Below are 17833 nucleotides of genomic sequence, written 5' to 3' on the forward strand. Positions count from 1 at the left end.
TGCTTCAAAATTCTCAATGTCTAAAATGTCTTACGCCTGTAAAGACCATGGTCAAGCCGTATTTGTTAGCCATGTCAATGGAGTCTTGGTCACGGACGGAGCCACCTGGTTGAATGATAGCCTTGATGCCTGACGCTGCGATTTCTTCCACATTATCAGCAAATGGGAAGAAGGCGTCCGACGCCAAAACGGCTCCCTCCAAACGATCTTTGGCTTGCTCGATAGCGATACGGACGGACGCCACGCGGTTGGTTTGTCCCGGCCCCACGCCCAAGGTCATCTTGTCATTGGTGATGATGATGCCGTTGGACTTGACATACTTAGAGGACTTCCAGGCGAACTCCATGGCTACCCACTCTTGCTCGGACGGTTGACGCTCGGTCACCACCTGCCAGTCCGCTGGGCTTTCCACCACCACGTCCTGATCCTGCACCAAAAGCCCGCCGACAACGCCTGTAAACTCTTTTTCCACTTCGCTTGCATCCTGTGCGTCAAAGGCCAACTCCAAAATCCGAAGATTTTTCTTTTTATTGGTCAAAATAGCTAACGCTTCTGCCGAGTAACTCGGTGCGATGATGATTTCTAAGAAAATCGGGTGCATCTTTTCAGCCGTCGCAGCATCCACTTCCCTGTTCAGCACGACGATGCCTCCGAAAATTGATACTGGGTCAGCCTCATAAGCATAATCCCAAGCCTGCTCAATAGTCTCTGCCTGACCGATACCACAAGGGTTCATGTGTTTGAGAGCCACAACAGTCGGACGGTCTTTGAAATCACGGATAATACGGATAGCCGCATCCGCATCACGAATGTTGTTGAAAGACAGCTCCTTACCGTTTAGCTGTTTAGCAGCTGCAATCGAGTAAGCTGTCGGAATGGCATTTTGGTAGAAATCCGCATGTTGCTGAGGATTTTCTCCGTAACGCATAGGCTGATTAAGGTCGTAGGTAATGGTGAGTTTTTCAGGCTTCTCTTCACCGACTTGCTTGGTAAAGTAGTCTGCAATAAGAGCATCGTAAGCTGCGGTATGGCGGAATACCTTTGCAGCCAGTCGCTGACGTGTTGCATAGCTCGTTTCCCCCTGCTCTGCTATTTCTCCTAAAACTGTTGGATAATCTGCCGGGTCTACCACAACTGTCACACTGGCATGGTTCTTGGCCGCTGAGCGCAACATAGATGGACCACCAATGTCAATGTTCTCCACTGCCAAATCATAGGTTACATCCGGGCGAAGAATTGTTTCTTTGAATGGATAAAGGTTAACCACCACCAAGTCAATCAGGCCAATTTCATGGTCCTTGGCTGCTTGCAGGTGGCTGTCCAAATCCCGACGAGCCAGCAAGCCCCCGTGGATTTTGGGGTGAAGTGTCTTGACGCGACCGTCCATCATCTCAGGAAAACCGGTCACATCATCAATGGCAATAGTAGTCACTCCAGCCTGATCCAAGGCAACCTTGGTACCACCGGTCGAGATAATTTCCCAACCAAACTTGGTCAATTCTTGGGCAAATTCTACAATACCATTTTTATCTGATACGCTAATTAACGCACGTTTTGTCATGATTTCTCCTTATTTTTTCACTGCCCCCAACTCCTCCAAAACTGCTGGATAGAGTTGGTACTCCGCTTCATGTATTCTGGCTTCAAAGGCTCCCAAGGTGTCATCGGCCAATCTTGGCACTCGGACTTGTTTGATGATTCGTCCTGTGTCAATACCGCTGTCAACCCAATGGACTGTCACGCCACTTTCTGCCACACCTGCATTCCAAGCGTCTTCAATTCCATGGGCTCCTGGAAATTCAGGCAGATAAGCCGGGTGGATATTGATGATACGACCTTCATATTGAGCTAACAAGGTCGGACCCACAATCTTCATATAGCCTGCCAAGACCACCAAGTCAATCTGGTGCTTATCTAAGAGTTGGATGAGGGCTTTTTCGTAAGCCTGCTTATCGGCGAACTCTTTTAATTCAAAAGTAAAGGCTGGCACACTAAGTTTTTCAGCCCGTTCCAGGACATAGGCGTTTCTGTGGTCTGAAAAGACAAAGGTTACTTCAAACTGCTCTGCGATGACTTGAAAATTAGAACCAGACCCGCTGGCAAAAACAGCTATTCGTTTCATTTGATGACCACGCTCTTGTCTTCCTTAGTGATAATGCGGCCGATTTCATAGACTTCTTCATCTACCAATTCACGGACTTTCTCCACCTGCTCTGGACTGACAGCTAGTACCAGACCGATACCCATATTGAAGATTTCAAACATTTCTTCATGTTTGATGTTGCCATATGTTTCAAGGGCTGTGAAGATTGGAAGGACTGGAATCTTATCTTCTTCAATCTCAGCTGCAAGATTATTAGCAAACATACGGGGAATATTTTCGATAAAGCCACCGCCTGTGATATGGGCAATGCCGTTGACCAGCCCTGCTTTTACCAGAGGCAACACCTGCTGGACATAGATACGGGTAGGCTCTAGGAGGACATCCTTCAGAGCTCTGCCATTGAGCTCTGGCAACAGAGCGTCGCCAGCAAGATCCGCAAACACACGACGGACTAGGGAATAACCGTTGGAGTGGATGCCGCTGGAAGCTAGGCCGAGGAGAATGTCGCCCTCCTGGACCTTACTGCCGTCAATAATCTGGGACTTCTCCGCAATACCGACAGCAAAGCCAGCCAGATCATAGTCATCCTCGCCGTACATGCCAGGCATTTCGGCTGTTTCACCACCAATCAAGCCGCAACCAGCCTGGACACAACCTTCCGCAACACCTGCAACCACCTGCTCCAGCTTGGCTGGCTCATTTTTTCCAGTCGCGATGTAGTCGAGGAAGTAAAGTGGCTCCGCACCTGCAGCGATAATGTCGTTGACACACATAGCCACGCAGTCCTGACCAATGGTGTCGTGCTTGTCGTACTGGATAGCTAGCATGAGCTTGGTTCCCACGCCGTCTGTCCCAGATACCAAGACTGGCTCTTTGACATCCAGCTTCGTCAGATCAAACATACCACCAAAGCCACCGAGAGCTCCCATAACGCCCAAACGTTCTGTCCGAGCAACGTGTTTCTTAATCCGCTCAACCACTTCATAGCCAGCTTCGACGTCAACACCCGATTGGGCATATGCATTTTTATTTGTCATCTTGGGTCCTTTCTTCGTGAAATGTTACATAACTTACTTGACATTTTCAATGTAGAAACTCGTTTTCTCTTCTAGGCTACGGAGGTACTCTTCCTCGTAGTCGTAAAGAGGGGTTGGAAATTCGCCGTCAAAGTAGGCCACACAAAGTCCACCTTTTGGAGCATCGGTTTCGATACCAATGGCCTCAATCATCCCTTCAAGAGAAAGGTAGGTCAGACTGTCTGCCCCGATGATCTCGCAGACTTCCTCAACCGTATGATTGGCTGAAATCAATTCCCGACGAGTCTGAATGTCAATCCCGTAAAAACATGGATACTTGAGTTCTGGGCTACCAATAGCTACATGGACTTCTTTTGCCCCAGCATCACGAAGAAGCTGGACAATGCGACGGCTAGTTGTCCCGCGAACAATAGAGTCGTCAATCATGACCACGCGCTTGCCTTTGACAACACTTGAAACGGCTGACAACTTCATGCGAACGCCTTGTTCGCGGAGCTCCTGAGTCGGTTGGATAAAGGTCCGCTGGGTATACTGATTTTTTATCAGCCCCATTTCATTGGGCAGGCCAGACTCCTCAGAGAATCCGCTGGCTGCGGAGAGAGAGGAGTTTGGCACACCGACCACAATGTCTGCTTCATGTTTGAACTCCTGTGCCAAACGACGGCCCATGTTTTTTCTGGCCGTATGGACATTGACACCATGGATAACCGAATCTGGTCGAGCAAAATAGACATATTCCATAGAACAAACTGCTAGCTGGGTGTCGGCCGTATAACGGTCATAGTGAACACCGCTATCATCGATGATAAGAATCTCACCAGGCTCCACATCACGAACCCACTCAGCACCTACTACTTCAAAAGCACAAGTTTCGCTGGCAACTACCCAGGCACCATTTTTCATTTTGCCTATTGAAAGTGGACGGAAGCCATTTGGATCCAGAGCTGCAACTAATTTGTCTTCCAACATAATCAAGTATGCAAAGCCACCTTTAACAGTATTGAGGGCTTCCTTGATTTTGCCCATAAAGCCTGGATTGTGACTGCGACGAATCAAGTGCATGAGAATTTCCGTATCGGAAGAAGAAGAGAAAATGGAACCATTTTTTTCCAATTCAGCCTTCAAACTGACCGCGTTGGTCAAATTCCCATTGTGTGCCAAGCCCACCTGCATATCTGCAAAATCAAAGAGGAAGGGCTGAATATTATTGATAGAAGCAGAACCAGAAGTCGCATAGCGGACATGACCAATGGCAGCCCTTCCAGTCAAGGCTTCTAAATCTGCTGGATTTTTGAAGACTTCTGCAATCAGGCCCGTTCCGCGATGGCGACGCAAATGCCCACCATCATTGGCTAAAATCCCTGCCCCTTCTTGTCCACGGTGCTGCAAGCTATGCAGACCAAAATAGGTCACCTGAGCAGCCTGCGGATGTCCCCAAATGCCGAAAACACCGCATTCTTCGTTAAGTGATTTAACTTCATATGTCATATTTATTTTCCTGTAAAATAGCGAACTGCTGAAACAAAGAGACCTTGGTCTTTCTTACCTGGAATGTTTTGGAAAAGACCGTCCTCGTAACGCTCGGAATGCCCCATTTTCCCGATAATCTGACCATTGCGGCTGGTAATACCTTCAATGGCATGGCTAGAACCGTTTGGATTGTACTTAGAATCCATGCTTGGCTGACCAGTAAAGTCAACGTATTGGCTGAAAATTTGACCATTATCCCGCAAGATAGCAAATTCCTCGTCCGTCACCACAAACTTTCCTTCCCCGTGAGAAACTGGAATAGCATGAATGTCACCGACCTGGACACCTGCCAACCACGGTGAGTTGACATTGGCAATCCGCGTTTCCACCATTTTGGCAACGTGCTGGTTGGCATCGTTGTAGAAGAGGGTCGGACTGCTTTCACCGGCCTCCTCAAAGTTTCCATACGGCAACAAGCCCGATTTGACAAGGGCCTGGAAGCCATTGCAGATACCGATGATGAGGCCACCTTTTTCGATAAATTGGTCAATAGCAGAGCGGACCTTGGCGTTTCGTAAGATGTTCACGATAAACTTAGCAGACCCATCTGGTTCATCTGCAGCGGAGAATCCACCTGCAAAGAAAAGAATATTGGCCTTGTCAATGTTGTCAACCATGGTGTCAACAGACTGTTCAATACTTTCCGCATCCAAAGTCACAAATGGAACAAGATTAACCTTAGCACCAGCCTGTTCAAAGGCCTTGGCTGAGTCGTATTCTGAGTTGGTCCCTGGGAAGACTGGAATGTAAACAAGCGGAACATCAACACTTTCTTTAGCTTGTATAACTGCTAAATTGGTGACTGCTGGAACATCCTGTAAGTCTATCGCCTGTTCAAATTCTGTTGGATAGACTTCTTCCAACTTACCTTCAAAGGCAGCTTGTAGGTCCTGTCCAGCTAGGCTGACACCGTTGATAAGCAGTGTAAAATCTGTTGTCGTTTGACCGATTTTCACAGCAGCTGGAATGTCTTCTTTGGATGTGAAGACAAAGCCACCGAGCTGACCTGTCAGGCTCGTTTCAAGATCTGCCAACTCGATTTCTGCACCGATTTGGTTACCAAAGGACATGAGGGCTAGACTTTCTAAGACACCGCCATACTTGACTGCACTAGCAGCCGTAATCGCATAATCGCTCTGCCATTTTTCAAAAGCCTCAAAATTTGACTTGATCGAGGCAAAATCAATGTCTTCTGACAAGACTTGACCTGGTAGATAGTAGATGTACTCGCCAGCCACCTTGAACTCAGGTGAGAGGATCTTGCGGCTGTCTGCCGTTGTAACACCAAAGGCAACCAGGGTCGGCGGAACTGTCAAGTCCTCAAAGGTACCAGACATGGAGTCCTTGCCACCAATAGACGGCAAGCCAAGCTGAATCTGAGCCTCGATAGAACCAAGCAGAGCTGCTACTGGCTGACCGAAACGTTCAGCCTGCTTGTCCATACGTTGGAAATACTCCTGATAAGAGAAACGAGCCTTGGACCAGTTGGCACCTGTTGCCACCAAGCGAGCAGTCGCTTCAATGACCGCATAGGCTGCTCCGTGGTAAGGTGACCAGTCTGCTAGGTAAGGATGATAGCCCTGAGCCATAACAGAAGCCGTCGTCGTCATCCCATGTTGGACAGGCAACTTCTGTACCGAACTTTCTGTCGGAGTCAACTGGTAGCGACCTCCGAGTGGGTGGTTGACCGTTGAGCGACCAACAGATGAGTCAAAGATAGTCTGCAAACCTTTTTGACTAGCATGGTTGAGGTCTGACAGAAGAACTTTCAAGTCCTCTTGCAGTGTATCAGCAGATGTTGTACGTGTTTCTGGTAGCTTGACAGCACTATCAACCACCTTAGCATCCACCACCACACGCACACCGTTGGTATTAAGGAAGGAACGTTCCAAATCGACAATGGTTTGTCCATTCCAGGTCATGACTAAGTTTGGCTTTTCAGTGACTTTGGCTACAACAACCGCATGGATATTTTCCTGACGGCAGGCTGCGATAAAGGCATCTACGTCTTCCGGACGGACAACCACGCTCATTCGCTCTTGTGATTCAGAAATGGCAATCTCCGTACCATTCAAGCCAGCATACTTGAGTGGAACCTTATCCAAATCAATTTCAAGACCGTCTGCCAGCTCACCAATGGCAACGCAGACACCACCAGCACCGAAGTCATTGGATTTTTTAATGAGACGAGTCACGGCACCATTGCGGAATAAACGCTGAATTTTGCGTTCTTCGATAGCATTTCCTTTTTGGACTTCCGCACCAGCTGTTTCGACAGACTCGACTGTCTGTACCTTGGACGAGCCTGTTGCCCCACCGATACCATCTCGACCGGTTTTGCCTCCTAACAAGATGACCACATCGCCTGCGACTGGTTTTTCACGGACCACATTTTCCTTTGGAGCTGCACCGACAACGGCACCAAGCTCCATGCGTTTAGCGATAAAGCCTGGGTGGAAATATTCACGCACATAAGTGGTTGCCAGACCGATTTGGTTTCCGTAAGAAGAATAGCCATGTGCCGCTGTTTTCGAAATGATCTGCTGTGGCAATTTCCCTGGACGTGTCGCTGTCAGCGGTTGGGTAATATCGCCCGCACCTGAAATTCGCATGGCCTGATAAACATAGGAACGACCTGACAAAGGATCACGAATGGCTCCACCGATACAGGTTGCGGCACCACCGAAAGGCTCGATTTCTGTTGGGTGATTATGGGTTTCATTCTTGAACATGAGGAGCCATGGCTCTTTCACGCCATCCACATCCACTTCAATTTCCACCGAGCAAGCATTGATTTCATCCGACACTTCCATGTCATCCAGACGGCCATTGGCCCGCTCATAGCGACCAAAAATCGTCGCCATATCCATCAATGTCTGAGGCTTGTCTGTTCGTCCTAATTCTGTCCGCATAGCAAGGTACTTGTCATAAGTCGCCTGCAATTGCTTGTGGAATTTTGAAGCTGAAAAATCAATAGACTTGAGCTCCGTTTCAAATGTCGTATGACGGCAGTGGTCACTCCAGTAAGTATCCAATACCTTAAGCTCTGTTTCCGTTGGCACACGACCGATTGACTTGAAATAGTCCTGAATAAAGAGCAGGTCTTCCACTTCCATGGCCAAACCAGCCTCACGCTTGTAAGTCGCAAACTCCTCCGCCCCATAGCCTACAAAAAATTCCAAGGTCGGAATCGTAGCATCCGAAACTGAAAACTCCTGAGCCACCAAAGGAGCAGCCATATCCTTGAAAAGCGAATCCACAGGATTGAGCAAATAATTCTTGATAGCTGCCAACTCTTCTTCCTGCACACCACCGTTCAAGATGTAAAGTTGCCCTGTATTGACACGCACCTCCTGGCGACTGCCCAACAAGAGAAGGGCCTCCTGACTACTGGCAGCCCGCTGGTCAAATTGCCCAGGAAGAGCCTCAATTGCAAAATATACAGCACCTTCCAAGCCTAGCTCAGCTTCCGACAAGACCTTGTCTGTCACCTGCTCTGTAAAGATGTGCTTGATGGCCTGCTCCAGCAAGCCCTCCTCCAAATGAAAGACATCATACACCTGCACCAGACGTACACTCGTCAAACTCGTCAGCTGCAAATTATGGGTCAACTCCTTGCGAAGAGCCTCCGCCTTAATCTGAAAATCCGTCTTCTTCTCAACAAAAATCCGCTTCGCCATTTTTTCCAATCCTTATTTCACTTCTTTTAACTTTGCCAATACGACCTCGTAAACCTCGGTCAATTCCCCGAGACCCCGACGAAAAACATCCTTGTCCAGATGGTTTCCATCCGCATCCCACAAACGACAATTATCAGGAGAAAATTCATCCGCCAATAATATCTGACCAGAAGAGTCAATCCCAAATTCTAGCTTGAAATCCACCAAAGTCAGCCCAATCTGAGCAAACAAGTCCTTCAAGAATTCATTGATTCGTCTTGTTTCTTCCTTGATATAGGCGATCTGATCCTGACTAGCCAGTTCTAGAAAGGCAATGTGCTCCTCATTGATAAAGGGATCATCTAACTCATCTTTTTTATAGTAAAATTCCACGATTGGAGTAGCTAATACAATCCCTTCTTCTACCCCAAAACGTTTTGAGAAAGACCCAGCTGTCACATTTCGCAAAACCACCTCCAGCGGAATAATCTCCACTTTTCTATTTAACTGCTCCGTGTCAGACAGTCGCTTGATAAAATGTGTCTTTACACCTGCAGCATTCAACTTTTCAAAAATAAGCGATGAAATCAGATTATTGAGCCGGCCTTTACCCACAATCTGCTCTTTCTTGCCGCCATTAAAAGCCGTTGCCTGGTCCTTGTAAACTGCAACAATCTGCTCACTATCAACTGTAGCGTAGATATCTTTAGCTTTTCCGGAATAGAGAAGGTCTGTTTTCATTAAAACGTTCGCCTTTCATAAAATATTCTAGTCTTTTCGTTTATTCTATCACATAATATTCGCGTTAACAAACAAAAATCTAAAATACTATCGAATAAAAAGAAAAACGCCCGTAATCTACGAACGTTTCTGTAATTCTTCATAAATAAAATCCACAATATCAGACAAGGTTTCAAAGCGTTCAATGGCCGCATCTGGAACATCGATACCAAACTCATCTTCCAAAGTTAAAACGAATTCCATAATTTCCACTGAATCCGCAGCTATATTATCTGCCAAAGAAGATTCTGCCTGTACTTGAAAATCTTCTCCCTTTTCATCTTGAATCAATTCAACAACCCGCTGATAGACCTGCTCTCTAGTCATGACTTTCCTCCACTACTGAAAATTTCTCCACCGATTTTTCGACAATACCAGCCTCCAAAATGGAACGCGTCTGCTTGATGGTATAGAAAATCGACTGGGCATTGCTGGACCCGTGCGCCTTGATGACAGGTGCCTTCAGACCAAGCAAGACAGCTCCACCAGCCTTCTTATAATCCATAGCCCCCAGTGCCTTTTTAAGAGTCGGCTTGACCAAAAGACCACCCAATTTAGCACGCAGACCGCCATTTTTGATAGAGCCCGTCAACTGACCAACGATGGATTTTGCAGTCCCTTCAACTGTTTTCAGCACAGCGTTTCCCGTGAAACCATCCGTCACGACCACATCCGCCACGCTGTTGAGCAACTCACGCGCCTCCACATTCCCAATAAAGTTAATCGACTTGTCTTCCGCCAAGAGTTTATAAGCCTCTTGGTGAACTGGTGTGCCCTTGCTATCTTCCGTACCGTTGTTCAAAAGTCCCACACGAGGTTGTTTGACACCACGCACGTGCTCCGCATAAAATGAACCAAGAACACCATACTGATAGAGGTGATGAGCTGTATTTTCAGCATTTGCCCCCAGGTCCATCATATCAAATCCCTTACCGTCCATAGTCGGCAAAGTAGACATAAGACCAGGACGATCGATATGCTTGATGCGACCGACGACAAAGACTCCTGCCGCCAACAGAGCACCCGTATTTCCAGCTGACAAGACCGCATCTGCCTGACCATCCTTGACAGCCTTGGTCGCTAGGACCATCGAAGCCTCTTTCTTACGACGAATAGCCTTGACAGGCTCATCATCTGAATTGATTTTCTCCGTGGTATGAACAAGGCTGACACGCTCTGTTGCGGTCAAATACTGCTTGATTTTAGCTTCATCACCATAAAGTTGAATTTCGATGTCTGGAAAGGCAGCCAAGGCCTGATTGACACCTTCTACCACTGCCTGAGGGGCGTGGTCCCCACCCATAGCATCTACTGCGATACGTTTCATTCTGTTTCCTCATTTTCTGTTCTTGGTTTCATAATCTGCCCCCAAGAAGACAAATCATCTATAAATTTCTTGGATTTCAAGTGAATCCCCACATATTCCTCGTACAGCCGGTCAATAAAAAGCCGTAATTTTCGCTTCATCTCAGGCTTGATGGAGATGGTTTCCAGCTCATCAAACGAAATAGCCTGAAATTGATTAAGCAAATAAGGAACATTGGGATCCAGATAGGCCCGCCTGCCATCTTCCTGATAGTGTTGCGGACACAAGACCCCGCTATACTTGTAGGAATAATCAAAAGGCAAACCAACCCGATGACAAAAAACACACTCATGAAAATTCAGACTGACACCAAAACGTCCCAAGAGCTGAATCTCAAAGATATTGGTCAGAACTTCGTAGTCCAAACCTGACTCCATCAAGTCCAAGGTCTTGACCAAAAATGCAAAAAGAGCTGGGTCATAAACCTTGTCCTGCAAGGCCGCATCTGCCAAGGCCAAGATATAGGTAGCATAGCTAAGCTTGAAAATATCACCGTTAATATTCTTAAATGGCTGTACCTGATGAAAATCTTCGATATAAGACAGACCATCATCATTGATTTTAACGATAAAATCCGCATAGGTCAAAGGCTGGATAGAAGCTACCAGCTTGGACTTAGAAGCATGTTTCACGAAAAACATCCGCTTGCCAACCTTCTCCGTAAAAATCTTGACCAGCTTATCATCTTCCCGAAAATTCCGATTGTAAAGGACTAAGCCTCTAGTTTCAATTCGTTCCATTTTCTTCTAGATATTCCTTCAAACGAGCCATAGCTGTCTGAATTTTCTCCATACTTGCTGCATAGGAAATCCGCACATAGCCCTCACCATATTGACCGAAGGCCGCTCCTGGAATATAGGCCACTGCTTTCTTTCTCGCAAAGTCCTGCAAGAAGCTAAAGGAATCTTGATTGTAACCCGCAGGGATTTTTGCAAATATATAAAATGCTCCATCAGGCTTGATAATTTTAAAGCCCAAATCCGTCATCTTCTCGATAATGTAATCCCGACGCTTGACATATTCCGCCCGCATAGGAAGAGCATCATCCTTGCCATTTTTCAAGGCCTCAACCGCACCATACTGCATAGCAGTTGATGCCGCTGTCACAAGATACTGATGGCTCTTGATAATTTGAGCGATGATGGGAGCCTGACTCATAATCAAGCCAATCCGCCAACCTGTCATGGCATGGGACTTGGACAATCCCTGAATCAAAATGGTCTGTTCTGGCAAAAACTCCGCAATCGAAGTATGAGGCTGACCAGTATAAGTCAATTCCGCATAGACCTCATCTGATAGGACAAAGACAGGATACTTACGCAAGACATCCGCAAAGGCCTGAATCTGCTCACGTGAGTAGGTCACACCCGTTGGATTGGCAGGATAGTTGAGAATAACCGCTTTTAGCTTATCCCCCTGCTCAATAATCGCCTCTTCCAACATCTCAGGTGTCAACACAAAATCATTTGCCGTCGTATCGATTTCAACGATGTCTGCTCCCACCATATTGACAATCGGTTCATAGCCAGGATAGGCAGGGGCAGGTAAAAGAACTGTATCCCCGGGCTCCAAAATAGCAACTAGACTTGCTGATAAGGCCTCTGTCGCGCCAATCGTAGAGAGAATTTCATTTTCTGGATTGTAGTGCAAATTATATTTTTCTGCCACAAACTCAGCTGCAGCCTGACGCAACTCCAAAAGTCCAGCCATACCCGTATAATAGCTCTTGTTGGCATCAATGGCGGCCTTGGCCGCTTCTTTTACATGGTCAGGCGTTGTAAAATCAGGCTCACCCAAGGTCAGTTTCAAAATCCCTGGAACATCCGAAATGGACTGATCAAACTGACGAATCATTGAAACCTCAATTCGATCCAAATTCTTATTAAAACGATGACGCAGATCCATAACCACACCTCCTAAAAATCATAATTGTATGTGAACTAAAAAGCTAGTGATTTAGATATAGTCATTTGAATTAACTTTGATACATCGTCACTTTCGGCTTGCTGTACTCTACGAAAGTAACTAGCTTCGCAAGTCTTATCTCCAACCTAGAACAGCCTCTAGGCTGTTCTAGCTGCCTGCACCTCAGTTCCTTGTCTGAAAGCTAATTCATTCGACTATAAATCCATTTGAAGTCCTACCGACTTCCACGCAGATTTCCTAAAATCATACGATTTTCTTAACGTTCTCATTACTTATATAAGAACATTATACCAAAAAGAAGAGCCTTCCGACTCTTCTAACTCACTATTTAGCAATTCTAGTTTCAAATAAAGGTGAAAGTGGACGTTTTTCATGGATACGAATAATGGCATCCGCCAACAAATCCGCTGTCGAGATATGTTCAATCTTGTCAATCAAACGGTCCTCAGGGATTTCAATAGTATCCAAAACAACCAACTGCTTAATAGCAGACTTACTAATATTATCCATAGCAGGACCTGACAAAACAGGGTGAGTACAAGATGCGTAAACAGCTGTTGCACCCGCTTCTGCTAAAGCATCTGCCGCATGACAAATGGTTCCAGCGGTGTCAATCATATCATCAATCAAGATACAAGTTTTACCTTCAATGTCACCGATAATATTCATGACCTCAGACGTATTCATCTTATCAACACTACGACGCTTGTCTATAATTGCAATCGGTGTCTTCAAGAACTGAGCTAATTTACGTGCACGCGTCACACCACCATGGTCCGGAGATACAACTACATAGCCTTCACCGACCATACCACGACGTTCGAAGTAGTCAGCGATAAGTGGTGCACCCATTAAATGATCCACAGGAATATCAAAGAAACCTTGAATCTGTGCCGCGTGTAAATCAATCGTCAACAAACGGTTTACACCAGCAATTTGTAACATATTGGCAACTAATTTTGATGTGATTGGCTCACGAGCACGAGCTTTCCGATCCTGACGTGCATAGCCATAATAAGGCATTACTACGTTTACTGATTCAGCAGATGCACGTTTCAAGGCATCTACCATAATCAAAATTTCCATTAAATTATCATTAACAGGTGAACTTGTTGATTGAAGAATGAAGACATGAGTCCCACGAATTGATTCTTCAATATTCACTTGAATTTCACCATCTGAAAACTGACGAACACTTGATTTCCCCAAAGGAATTCCTATTTTTTTCGACACCTGTTCAGCTAACTTCTGATTTGACGAAAGAGCGAACAATTTTAAGTCAGTAAACGCCATGACAGCCTCCTCTTTATTTCTACCTTTACTATTCTAACGCTTTTTCTTTCATTTTTCAAACAAAAATAGAACGTAGTTCTACTACGCTCTATTAAAATTCTTAATATGGAGGATAAATATAATAAACAGCACCCTCTGAAGTTGTTGTTGGATTGAAGTAGCCACCACGGTGGTTGCCAATATAACGACGACCCATGTAGTTAGATTCTACAACTTGGATACTTGTAGAAGATTCCACTGCAGTAACAACGGCAACGTGACCATAGTATCCACCAGTCCATACTGCAATTGCTCCAACTTGTGGAGTTGAACCCGTACGGAAACCTTCTGCTGCTGCTGAAGCCAACCAATGTTTCGCATCCCCCCAGTACGGACCAACCCATGAAAGTTGTGATTTAACACCCCAAGTACATTCACCAACTGGATAAGATGAAGCATCAAAAGTCGCATTACGCGCTGCTGCTGAACTACCAGAACCAGTTGAAGATGACACAGCTGGAGTAGAAACAGTTTGTGTAACAACAGGTTGACTAGCTGCAACTGTCTGAGCTGTTTCTGCGACTGCAGTTTGTGCAGGTTCAGTAGCAGGAGCTTCCGCAGTTTCAGTAGCCGCTGGTACTGCAGCGACTGGAGCTGCAACCGATGCAGCCTGTTGTGCTGCTAAGGCACGTTGTTGCGCTTCATATTCTGCCTGACGTGCCGCTGCCTGACGTGCTGCCTCTTCAGCAGCCGCCTTTTGTTCAAGCAAAGAGTTTTTCTCATCTTCAGCAGTTGCTTTTTGAGCAGCAAGATTTAATTGAGCAACTTGTAACTCTGCCTGACGAACCTGTAATACCTGTGCATCGTCTTCCAATTTCTGACGGTTAGCTGCTAAAGTATTGATAGCTTCTTGGTTAGCTTTCTGTTTTTCTACAATAACTTCTTTATCCGTTTTTTGTTGTTCCAACATACGATTGTTGGCCGCAACAATCTCACGCATTGCATTAACACGTGATACAGCATCAACAATTGATTTTGAATCCAAAATTGTATTGATATAACTAGAAGCAGAAGCATCAGTTTGCGCACTACGAGCTTGTTCTTTCAAAGCACCATCACGTGATACGATATCAGCTGATAAACGCTCAATATCTGCTGCCAAAGCCTGTGATTCAGCTTCCAAACGGGTATTTTCTTCTGTCAATTTCGCTTGTTCAGCAACAATTTCATCAACTTGTCCTTGGATAACATAGACCTGTTGTTGAGCATTTGCTTGTTGAGCCGCAAGTTCATTGATTTGTTGATTTTTAGCTGCAATCTGACTATCAATATCATTTGCAACAATCACAGCCACATCATTCAAACTTGTAAGAACGACTGTGCTTAACAATAATGTAGCTAAGATTTTTTTCTTCATAAACTAATACTAACTCCTCTATACTTTCTGACTATACCATTTTAACAAAAAAATTGCGTAAGTATATTACGCAATTATTACATTTCTATGTCTTATTCGTAATTCCAAAAATCCGTTCTAAGACAGGTTGGATAAGTAAAAACAAAATAAGATTAAATAATAAACTCGGTAGTAATTTATTAAAAACAAAGATGAAAACAGACAAATTTGTCATCTGAAATACTCTAGCAAATAAATAACTAATAAACTCAAATTGAAAAATAGAAACTAGCAAAATCAATAGATTGATCGAACTCTTATTTCCGACACCTTTAAAATAGAAATAAATACAAAAAATAACAAGAGGAAAAGTGGTCGTTGCAATTCCTACTAAGGAAAGATAAGATATGTCATAAATCAATCCCAACAGAGCAAAAATGACTAAAGAAATAGGAAGAGAAACATAGTTTGCATAAAAAATAGCAAGCATGAGTAAGATATGGCAAGATATAGCAAATAAGCTAGCTGACATATTGGATAAAAGAGTCGATACCTGCCCATCAATCAACAAAACTAAAAACAGAACAGGAAACATGGAAAATTCTAAAACTCTATTGCGCATCTGATTGACCCACTACTAATACTGAATATATTGATGAAAAACTAGCTGAAGGCTCTACATATAGTTCACGATTTAAGTTATTGCTGCTAGCCTTAACCGAACGAACTTTTCCAATTTGAACATTAGCAGGTGTCGCACCAGCCAAATCACTCGTCACAACGTTACTACCAACCGCAATATCATCCGTAGCATTTAACTGATTGATAATAAAACTATTGGAATCCAAATCAAAACCAGCTAAAATACCGTATATATCCTTGGAATCGATACTTATTTTTACTGGAAGTTTGGTAAAATCATCAGCATTAGTAAACAATTTTACCACTGATGAGTTCTCCTCAATGGAGCTAACTACACCAACTAAGCCACCATTTGCAACTACCAGAGCATTTTCAGAAATCCCCATATTCTGACCAACATCTATCGTCACCTGCTCCGACCATGAAGCAGGTGTTCTAACCAAAACTGAACCTGCAATATACCCTTTCTCTGAGAAAGACGAAGCCATTTCTAAACTTTTTCGCAATGTCTCATTTTCAGCTTTTAAACTAGCATTCTCATTTGCGAAATCTTGTACTGATAGCAATGACTTCTTTAATTCCTTATTTTCCTCGTAGGTAGCAAACAAATGCGAAAGAGAGGACTGTTGGTCAGAGAAAAACCTAGTAGGAACTGATAAAAAAGATTGAATTGGTCTAACGAGTAAATTTATAGAAGAATTGACAAAGGGTAACTCTGCTCCCTTTGAAAAAGTTAAAAACAATGATGAAAATGACAGCAACAGAAAAACGGAAATTGCAATCAACAACTTAGAAAATTTATTCATGGCTCCTCCAATAAGATACAATAAAACGAGAATATCAAATGATAATCTCGTTCATTACGGAGAATAAGGGATTCGAACCCTTGCGCCAGTTACCCGACCTAACGATTTAGCAAACCGTCCTCTTCAGCCTCTTGAGTAATTCTCCATTTATACAATATAATGGGCACGAGTGGAATCGAACCACCGACCTCACGCTTATCAGGCGTGCGCTCTAACCATCTGAGCTACGCGCCCAAGAATATATACTTGGACAAGTAAATAATGGCGCGAGACGGAATCGAACCGCCGACACATGGAGCTTCAATCCATTGCTCTACCAACTGAGCTACCGAGCCATAAGATTATTGTGGACCTGAATTGGAACCTACGACCACAAGTCAAAGAACTCCATCCCACGGTAGTGAAAGGAGGATGTGGGATTCGAACCCACGCACGCTTTTACACGCCTGACGGTTTTCAAGACCGTTCCCTTCAGCCGGACTTGGGTAATCCTCCAATTATGGACCTTGTAGGACTTGAACCTACGACCGCTCGGTTATGAGCCGAGAGCTCTAACCAGCTGAGCTAAAGGTCCAGCAAACAAGAGTAAATAGCGGCGAAGGGGATCGAACCCCCGACCTCCCGGGTATGAACCGGACGCTCTAGCCAGCTGAGCTACACCGCCAAATATAAATCGGGAAGACAGGATTCGAACCTGCGACACCTTGGTCCCAAACCAAGTACTCTACCAAGCTGAGCTACTTCCCGCTGTTATTAAAAATAAAGCTCCCCTAATGACATCATTAAGCGAGTCATGCACCCTAGAGGATTCGAACCTCTAACCGCCTGATTCGTAGTCAGGTACTCTATCCAGTTGAGCTAAGGGTGCTTCTATAAAGTCCATGCCGAGGACCGGAATCGAACCGGTACGATGTTGCCATCGCAGGATTTTAAGTCCTGTGCGTCTGCCAGTTCCGCCACCCCGGCCTCTCAAAGCGAACGACGGGATTCGAACCCGCGACCCCCACCTTGGCAAGGTGGTGTTCTACCACTGAACTACGTTCGCAATCTCTTCAAATGCCGGCTACATGACTTGAACACGCGACCCTCTGATTACAAATCAGATGCTCTACCAACTGAGCTAAGCCGGCCTATTATTATTTTCTTATGCGGGTTAAGGGACTTGAACCCCCACGCCCGAAAGCGCCAGATCCTAAATCTGGTGCGTCTGCCAATTCCGCCAAACCCGCATATGACTCGTGCTGGGCTCGAACCAGCGACCCATTGATTAAAAGTCAATTGCTCTACCAACTGAGCTAACGAGTCGTAAATATGA

The 17833-nt window shown here is 45.1% G+C and carries 14 protein-coding genes and 13 tRNA genes; all 27 read right to left on the reverse strand.

The features are described 5' to 3' along the window. Window positions 1-13 precede the first annotated feature (13 nt). Window positions 14-1561: a bifunctional phosphoribosylaminoimidazolecarboxamide formyltransferase/IMP cyclohydrolase gene (purH, locus tag ACEE44_RS07880; protein ID WP_449171855.1), complete on the reverse strand. Its 1548-nt coding sequence runs from the start codon at window positions 1559-1561 to the stop codon at window positions 14-16. A 9-nt stretch (window positions 1562-1570) separates the two neighbouring features. Then, the gene (purN, locus tag ACEE44_RS07885; protein WP_449171856.1) at window positions 1571-2122 is read right to left on the reverse strand and encodes a phosphoribosylglycinamide formyltransferase; all 552 of its coding nucleotides are present in this window, start codon (window positions 2120-2122) and stop codon (window positions 1571-1573) included. After that, window positions 2119-3141, reverse strand: coding sequence for a phosphoribosylformylglycinamidine cyclo-ligase (gene purM / locus ACEE44_RS07890; RefSeq protein ID WP_449171857.1), 1023 nt, complete (start codon window positions 3139-3141; stop codon window positions 2119-2121). Before purM ends, purN begins: the two co-directional genes overlap by 4 nt. 33 nt (window positions 3142-3174) lie before the next feature. Beyond that, window positions 3175-4629 (reverse strand): amidophosphoribosyltransferase, encoded by a 1455-nt coding sequence (gene purF, locus ACEE44_RS07895; RefSeq protein ID WP_449171858.1) that lies wholly within the window; start codon window positions 4627-4629, stop codon window positions 3175-3177. A 2-nt stretch (window positions 4630-4631) separates the two neighbouring features. Then, window positions 4632-8351, reverse strand: coding sequence for a phosphoribosylformylglycinamidine synthase (locus ACEE44_RS07900; RefSeq protein WP_449171859.1), 3720 nt, complete (start codon window positions 8349-8351; stop codon window positions 4632-4634). A 12-nt stretch (window positions 8352-8363) separates the two neighbouring features. After that, window positions 8364-9071 carry a phosphoribosylaminoimidazolesuccinocarboxamide synthase gene (purC, locus tag ACEE44_RS07905; protein WP_449171860.1) on the reverse strand — a complete coding sequence of 236 codons (708 nt, stop codon included), beginning with the start codon at window positions 9069-9071 and terminating at the stop codon, window positions 8364-8366. A 117-nt stretch (window positions 9072-9188) separates the two neighbouring features. After that, window positions 9189-9437, reverse strand: coding sequence for a phosphopantetheine-binding protein (locus ACEE44_RS07910; RefSeq protein WP_141597414.1), 249 nt, complete (start codon window positions 9435-9437; stop codon window positions 9189-9191). Next, a complete protein-coding gene (gene plsX / locus ACEE44_RS07915; protein WP_141597413.1) occupies window positions 9430-10437 on the reverse strand; it encodes a phosphate acyltransferase PlsX in 1008 nt (335 codons plus the stop codon). The genes ACEE44_RS07910 and plsX overlap by 8 nt, the downstream gene beginning before the upstream one ends. Beyond that, on the reverse strand, window positions 10434-11216 hold the full coding sequence (gene recO / locus ACEE44_RS07920) for a DNA repair protein RecO (protein WP_449171861.1): 783 nt from the start codon (window positions 11214-11216) through the stop codon (window positions 10434-10436). Before recO ends, plsX begins: the two co-directional genes overlap by 4 nt. Next, window positions 11203-12381, reverse strand: coding sequence for a pyridoxal phosphate-dependent aminotransferase (locus tag ACEE44_RS07925; protein ID WP_449171862.1), 1179 nt, complete (start codon window positions 12379-12381; stop codon window positions 11203-11205). The genes recO and ACEE44_RS07925 overlap by 14 nt, the downstream gene beginning before the upstream one ends. Before the next feature lie 345 nt (window positions 12382-12726). Continuing rightward, window positions 12727-13695 carry a ribose-phosphate diphosphokinase gene (locus tag ACEE44_RS07930; RefSeq protein ID WP_449171863.1) on the reverse strand — a complete coding sequence of 323 codons (969 nt, stop codon included), beginning with the start codon at window positions 13693-13695 and terminating at the stop codon, window positions 12727-12729. A gap of 100 nt (window positions 13696-13795) precedes the next feature. Continuing rightward, window positions 13796-15091, reverse strand: a complete 1296-nt coding sequence (gene pcsB, locus ACEE44_RS07935) for a peptidoglycan hydrolase PcsB (RefSeq protein WP_449171864.1) — start codon at window positions 15089-15091, stop codon at window positions 13796-13798. Between the two features lie 85 nt (window positions 15092-15176). Then, a complete protein-coding gene (gene mreD / locus ACEE44_RS07940) occupies window positions 15177-15692 on the reverse strand; it encodes a rod shape-determining protein MreD (RefSeq protein WP_449171865.1) in 516 nt (171 codons plus the stop codon). After that, the gene (mreC, locus tag ACEE44_RS07945; RefSeq protein WP_332412931.1) at window positions 15682-16518 is read right to left on the reverse strand and encodes a rod shape-determining protein MreC; all 837 of its coding nucleotides are present in this window, start codon (window positions 16516-16518) and stop codon (window positions 15682-15684) included. Before mreC ends, mreD begins: the two co-directional genes overlap by 11 nt. Before the next feature lie 57 nt (window positions 16519-16575). Beyond that, window positions 16576-16663 (reverse strand) — tRNA-Ser (locus tag ACEE44_RS07950). 15 nt (window positions 16664-16678) lie between these two features. Then, window positions 16679-16752, reverse strand: a tRNA-Ile gene (locus tag ACEE44_RS07955). Between the two features lie 28 nt (window positions 16753-16780). Then, a tRNA-Phe gene (locus ACEE44_RS07960) sits at window positions 16781-16853 on the reverse strand. A 70-nt stretch (window positions 16854-16923) separates the two neighbouring features. Then, window positions 16924-17013, reverse strand: a tRNA-Ser gene (locus ACEE44_RS07965). Between the two features lie 5 nt (window positions 17014-17018). Further along, a tRNA-Ile gene (locus tag ACEE44_RS07970) sits at window positions 17019-17092 on the reverse strand. Window positions 17093-17108: 16 nt separating this feature from the next. Next, a tRNA-Met gene (locus tag ACEE44_RS07975) sits at window positions 17109-17182 on the reverse strand. A 9-nt stretch (window positions 17183-17191) separates the two neighbouring features. Then, a tRNA-Pro gene (locus ACEE44_RS07980) sits at window positions 17192-17265 on the reverse strand. A gap of 47 nt (window positions 17266-17312) precedes the next feature. After that, window positions 17313-17386: transfer RNA gene (locus ACEE44_RS07985), tRNA-Arg, on the reverse strand. Between the two features lie 14 nt (window positions 17387-17400). Next, window positions 17401-17484, reverse strand: a tRNA-Leu gene (locus ACEE44_RS07990). Between the two features lie 7 nt (window positions 17485-17491). Further along, window positions 17492-17563: transfer RNA gene (locus tag ACEE44_RS07995), tRNA-Gly, on the reverse strand. Window positions 17564-17575: 12 nt separating this feature from the next. Continuing rightward, window positions 17576-17648, reverse strand: a tRNA-Thr gene (locus ACEE44_RS08000). A gap of 17 nt (window positions 17649-17665) precedes the next feature. Next, window positions 17666-17747 (reverse strand) — tRNA-Leu (locus ACEE44_RS08005). A gap of 3 nt (window positions 17748-17750) precedes the next feature. Then, a tRNA-Lys gene (locus tag ACEE44_RS08010) sits at window positions 17751-17823 on the reverse strand. Between the last annotated feature and the right edge of the window lie 10 nt (window positions 17824-17833).

Source organism: Streptococcus sp. 32226D021BW, assembly GCF_053545015.1.

Excerpts from the sequence above, each read along its gene's own strand:
- purH (WP_449171855.1), bottom strand. The coding sequence starts at position 1,561 with ATGACAAAACGTGCGTTAATTAGCGTATCAGATAAAAATGGTATTGTA.
- purN (WP_449171856.1), bottom strand. The coding sequence starts at position 2,122 with ATGAAACGAATAGCTGTTTTTGCCAGCGGGTCTGGTTCTAATTTTCAA.
- purM (WP_449171857.1), bottom strand. The coding sequence starts at position 3,141 with ATGACAAATAAAAATGCATATGCCCAATCGGGTGTTGACGTCGAAGCT.
- purF (WP_449171858.1), bottom strand. The coding sequence starts at position 4,629 with ATGACATATGAAGTTAAATCACTTAACGAAGAATGCGGTGTTTTCGGC.
- ACEE44_RS07900 (WP_449171859.1), bottom strand. The coding sequence starts at position 8,351 with ATGGCGAAGCGGATTTTTGTTGAGAAGAAGACGGATTTTCAGATTAAG.
- purC (WP_449171860.1), bottom strand. The coding sequence starts at position 9,071 with ATGAAAACAGACCTTCTCTATTCCGGAAAAGCTAAAGATATCTACGCT.
- ACEE44_RS07910 (WP_141597414.1), bottom strand. The coding sequence starts at position 9,437 with ATGACTAGAGAGCAGGTCTATCAGCGGGTTGTTGAATTGATTCAAGAT.
- plsX (WP_141597413.1), bottom strand. The coding sequence starts at position 10,437 with ATGAAACGTATCGCAGTAGATGCTATGGGTGGGGACCACGCCCCTCAG.
- recO (WP_449171861.1), bottom strand. The coding sequence starts at position 11,216 with ATGGAACGAATTGAAACTAGAGGCTTAGTCCTTTACAATCGGAATTTT.
- ACEE44_RS07925 (WP_449171862.1), bottom strand. The coding sequence starts at position 12,381 with ATGGATCTGCGTCATCGTTTTAATAAGAATTTGGATCGAATTGAGGTT.
- ACEE44_RS07930 (WP_449171863.1), bottom strand. The coding sequence starts at position 13,695 with ATGGCGTTTACTGACTTAAAATTGTTCGCTCTTTCGTCAAATCAGAAG.
- pcsB (WP_449171864.1), bottom strand. The coding sequence starts at position 15,091 with ATGAAGAAAAAAATCTTAGCTACATTATTGTTAAGCACAGTCGTTCTT.
- mreD (WP_449171865.1), bottom strand. The coding sequence starts at position 15,692 with ATGCGCAATAGAGTTTTAGAATTTTCCATGTTTCCTGTTCTGTTTTTA.
- mreC (WP_332412931.1), bottom strand. The coding sequence starts at position 16,518 with ATGAATAAATTTTCTAAGTTGTTGATTGCAATTTCCGTTTTTCTGTTG.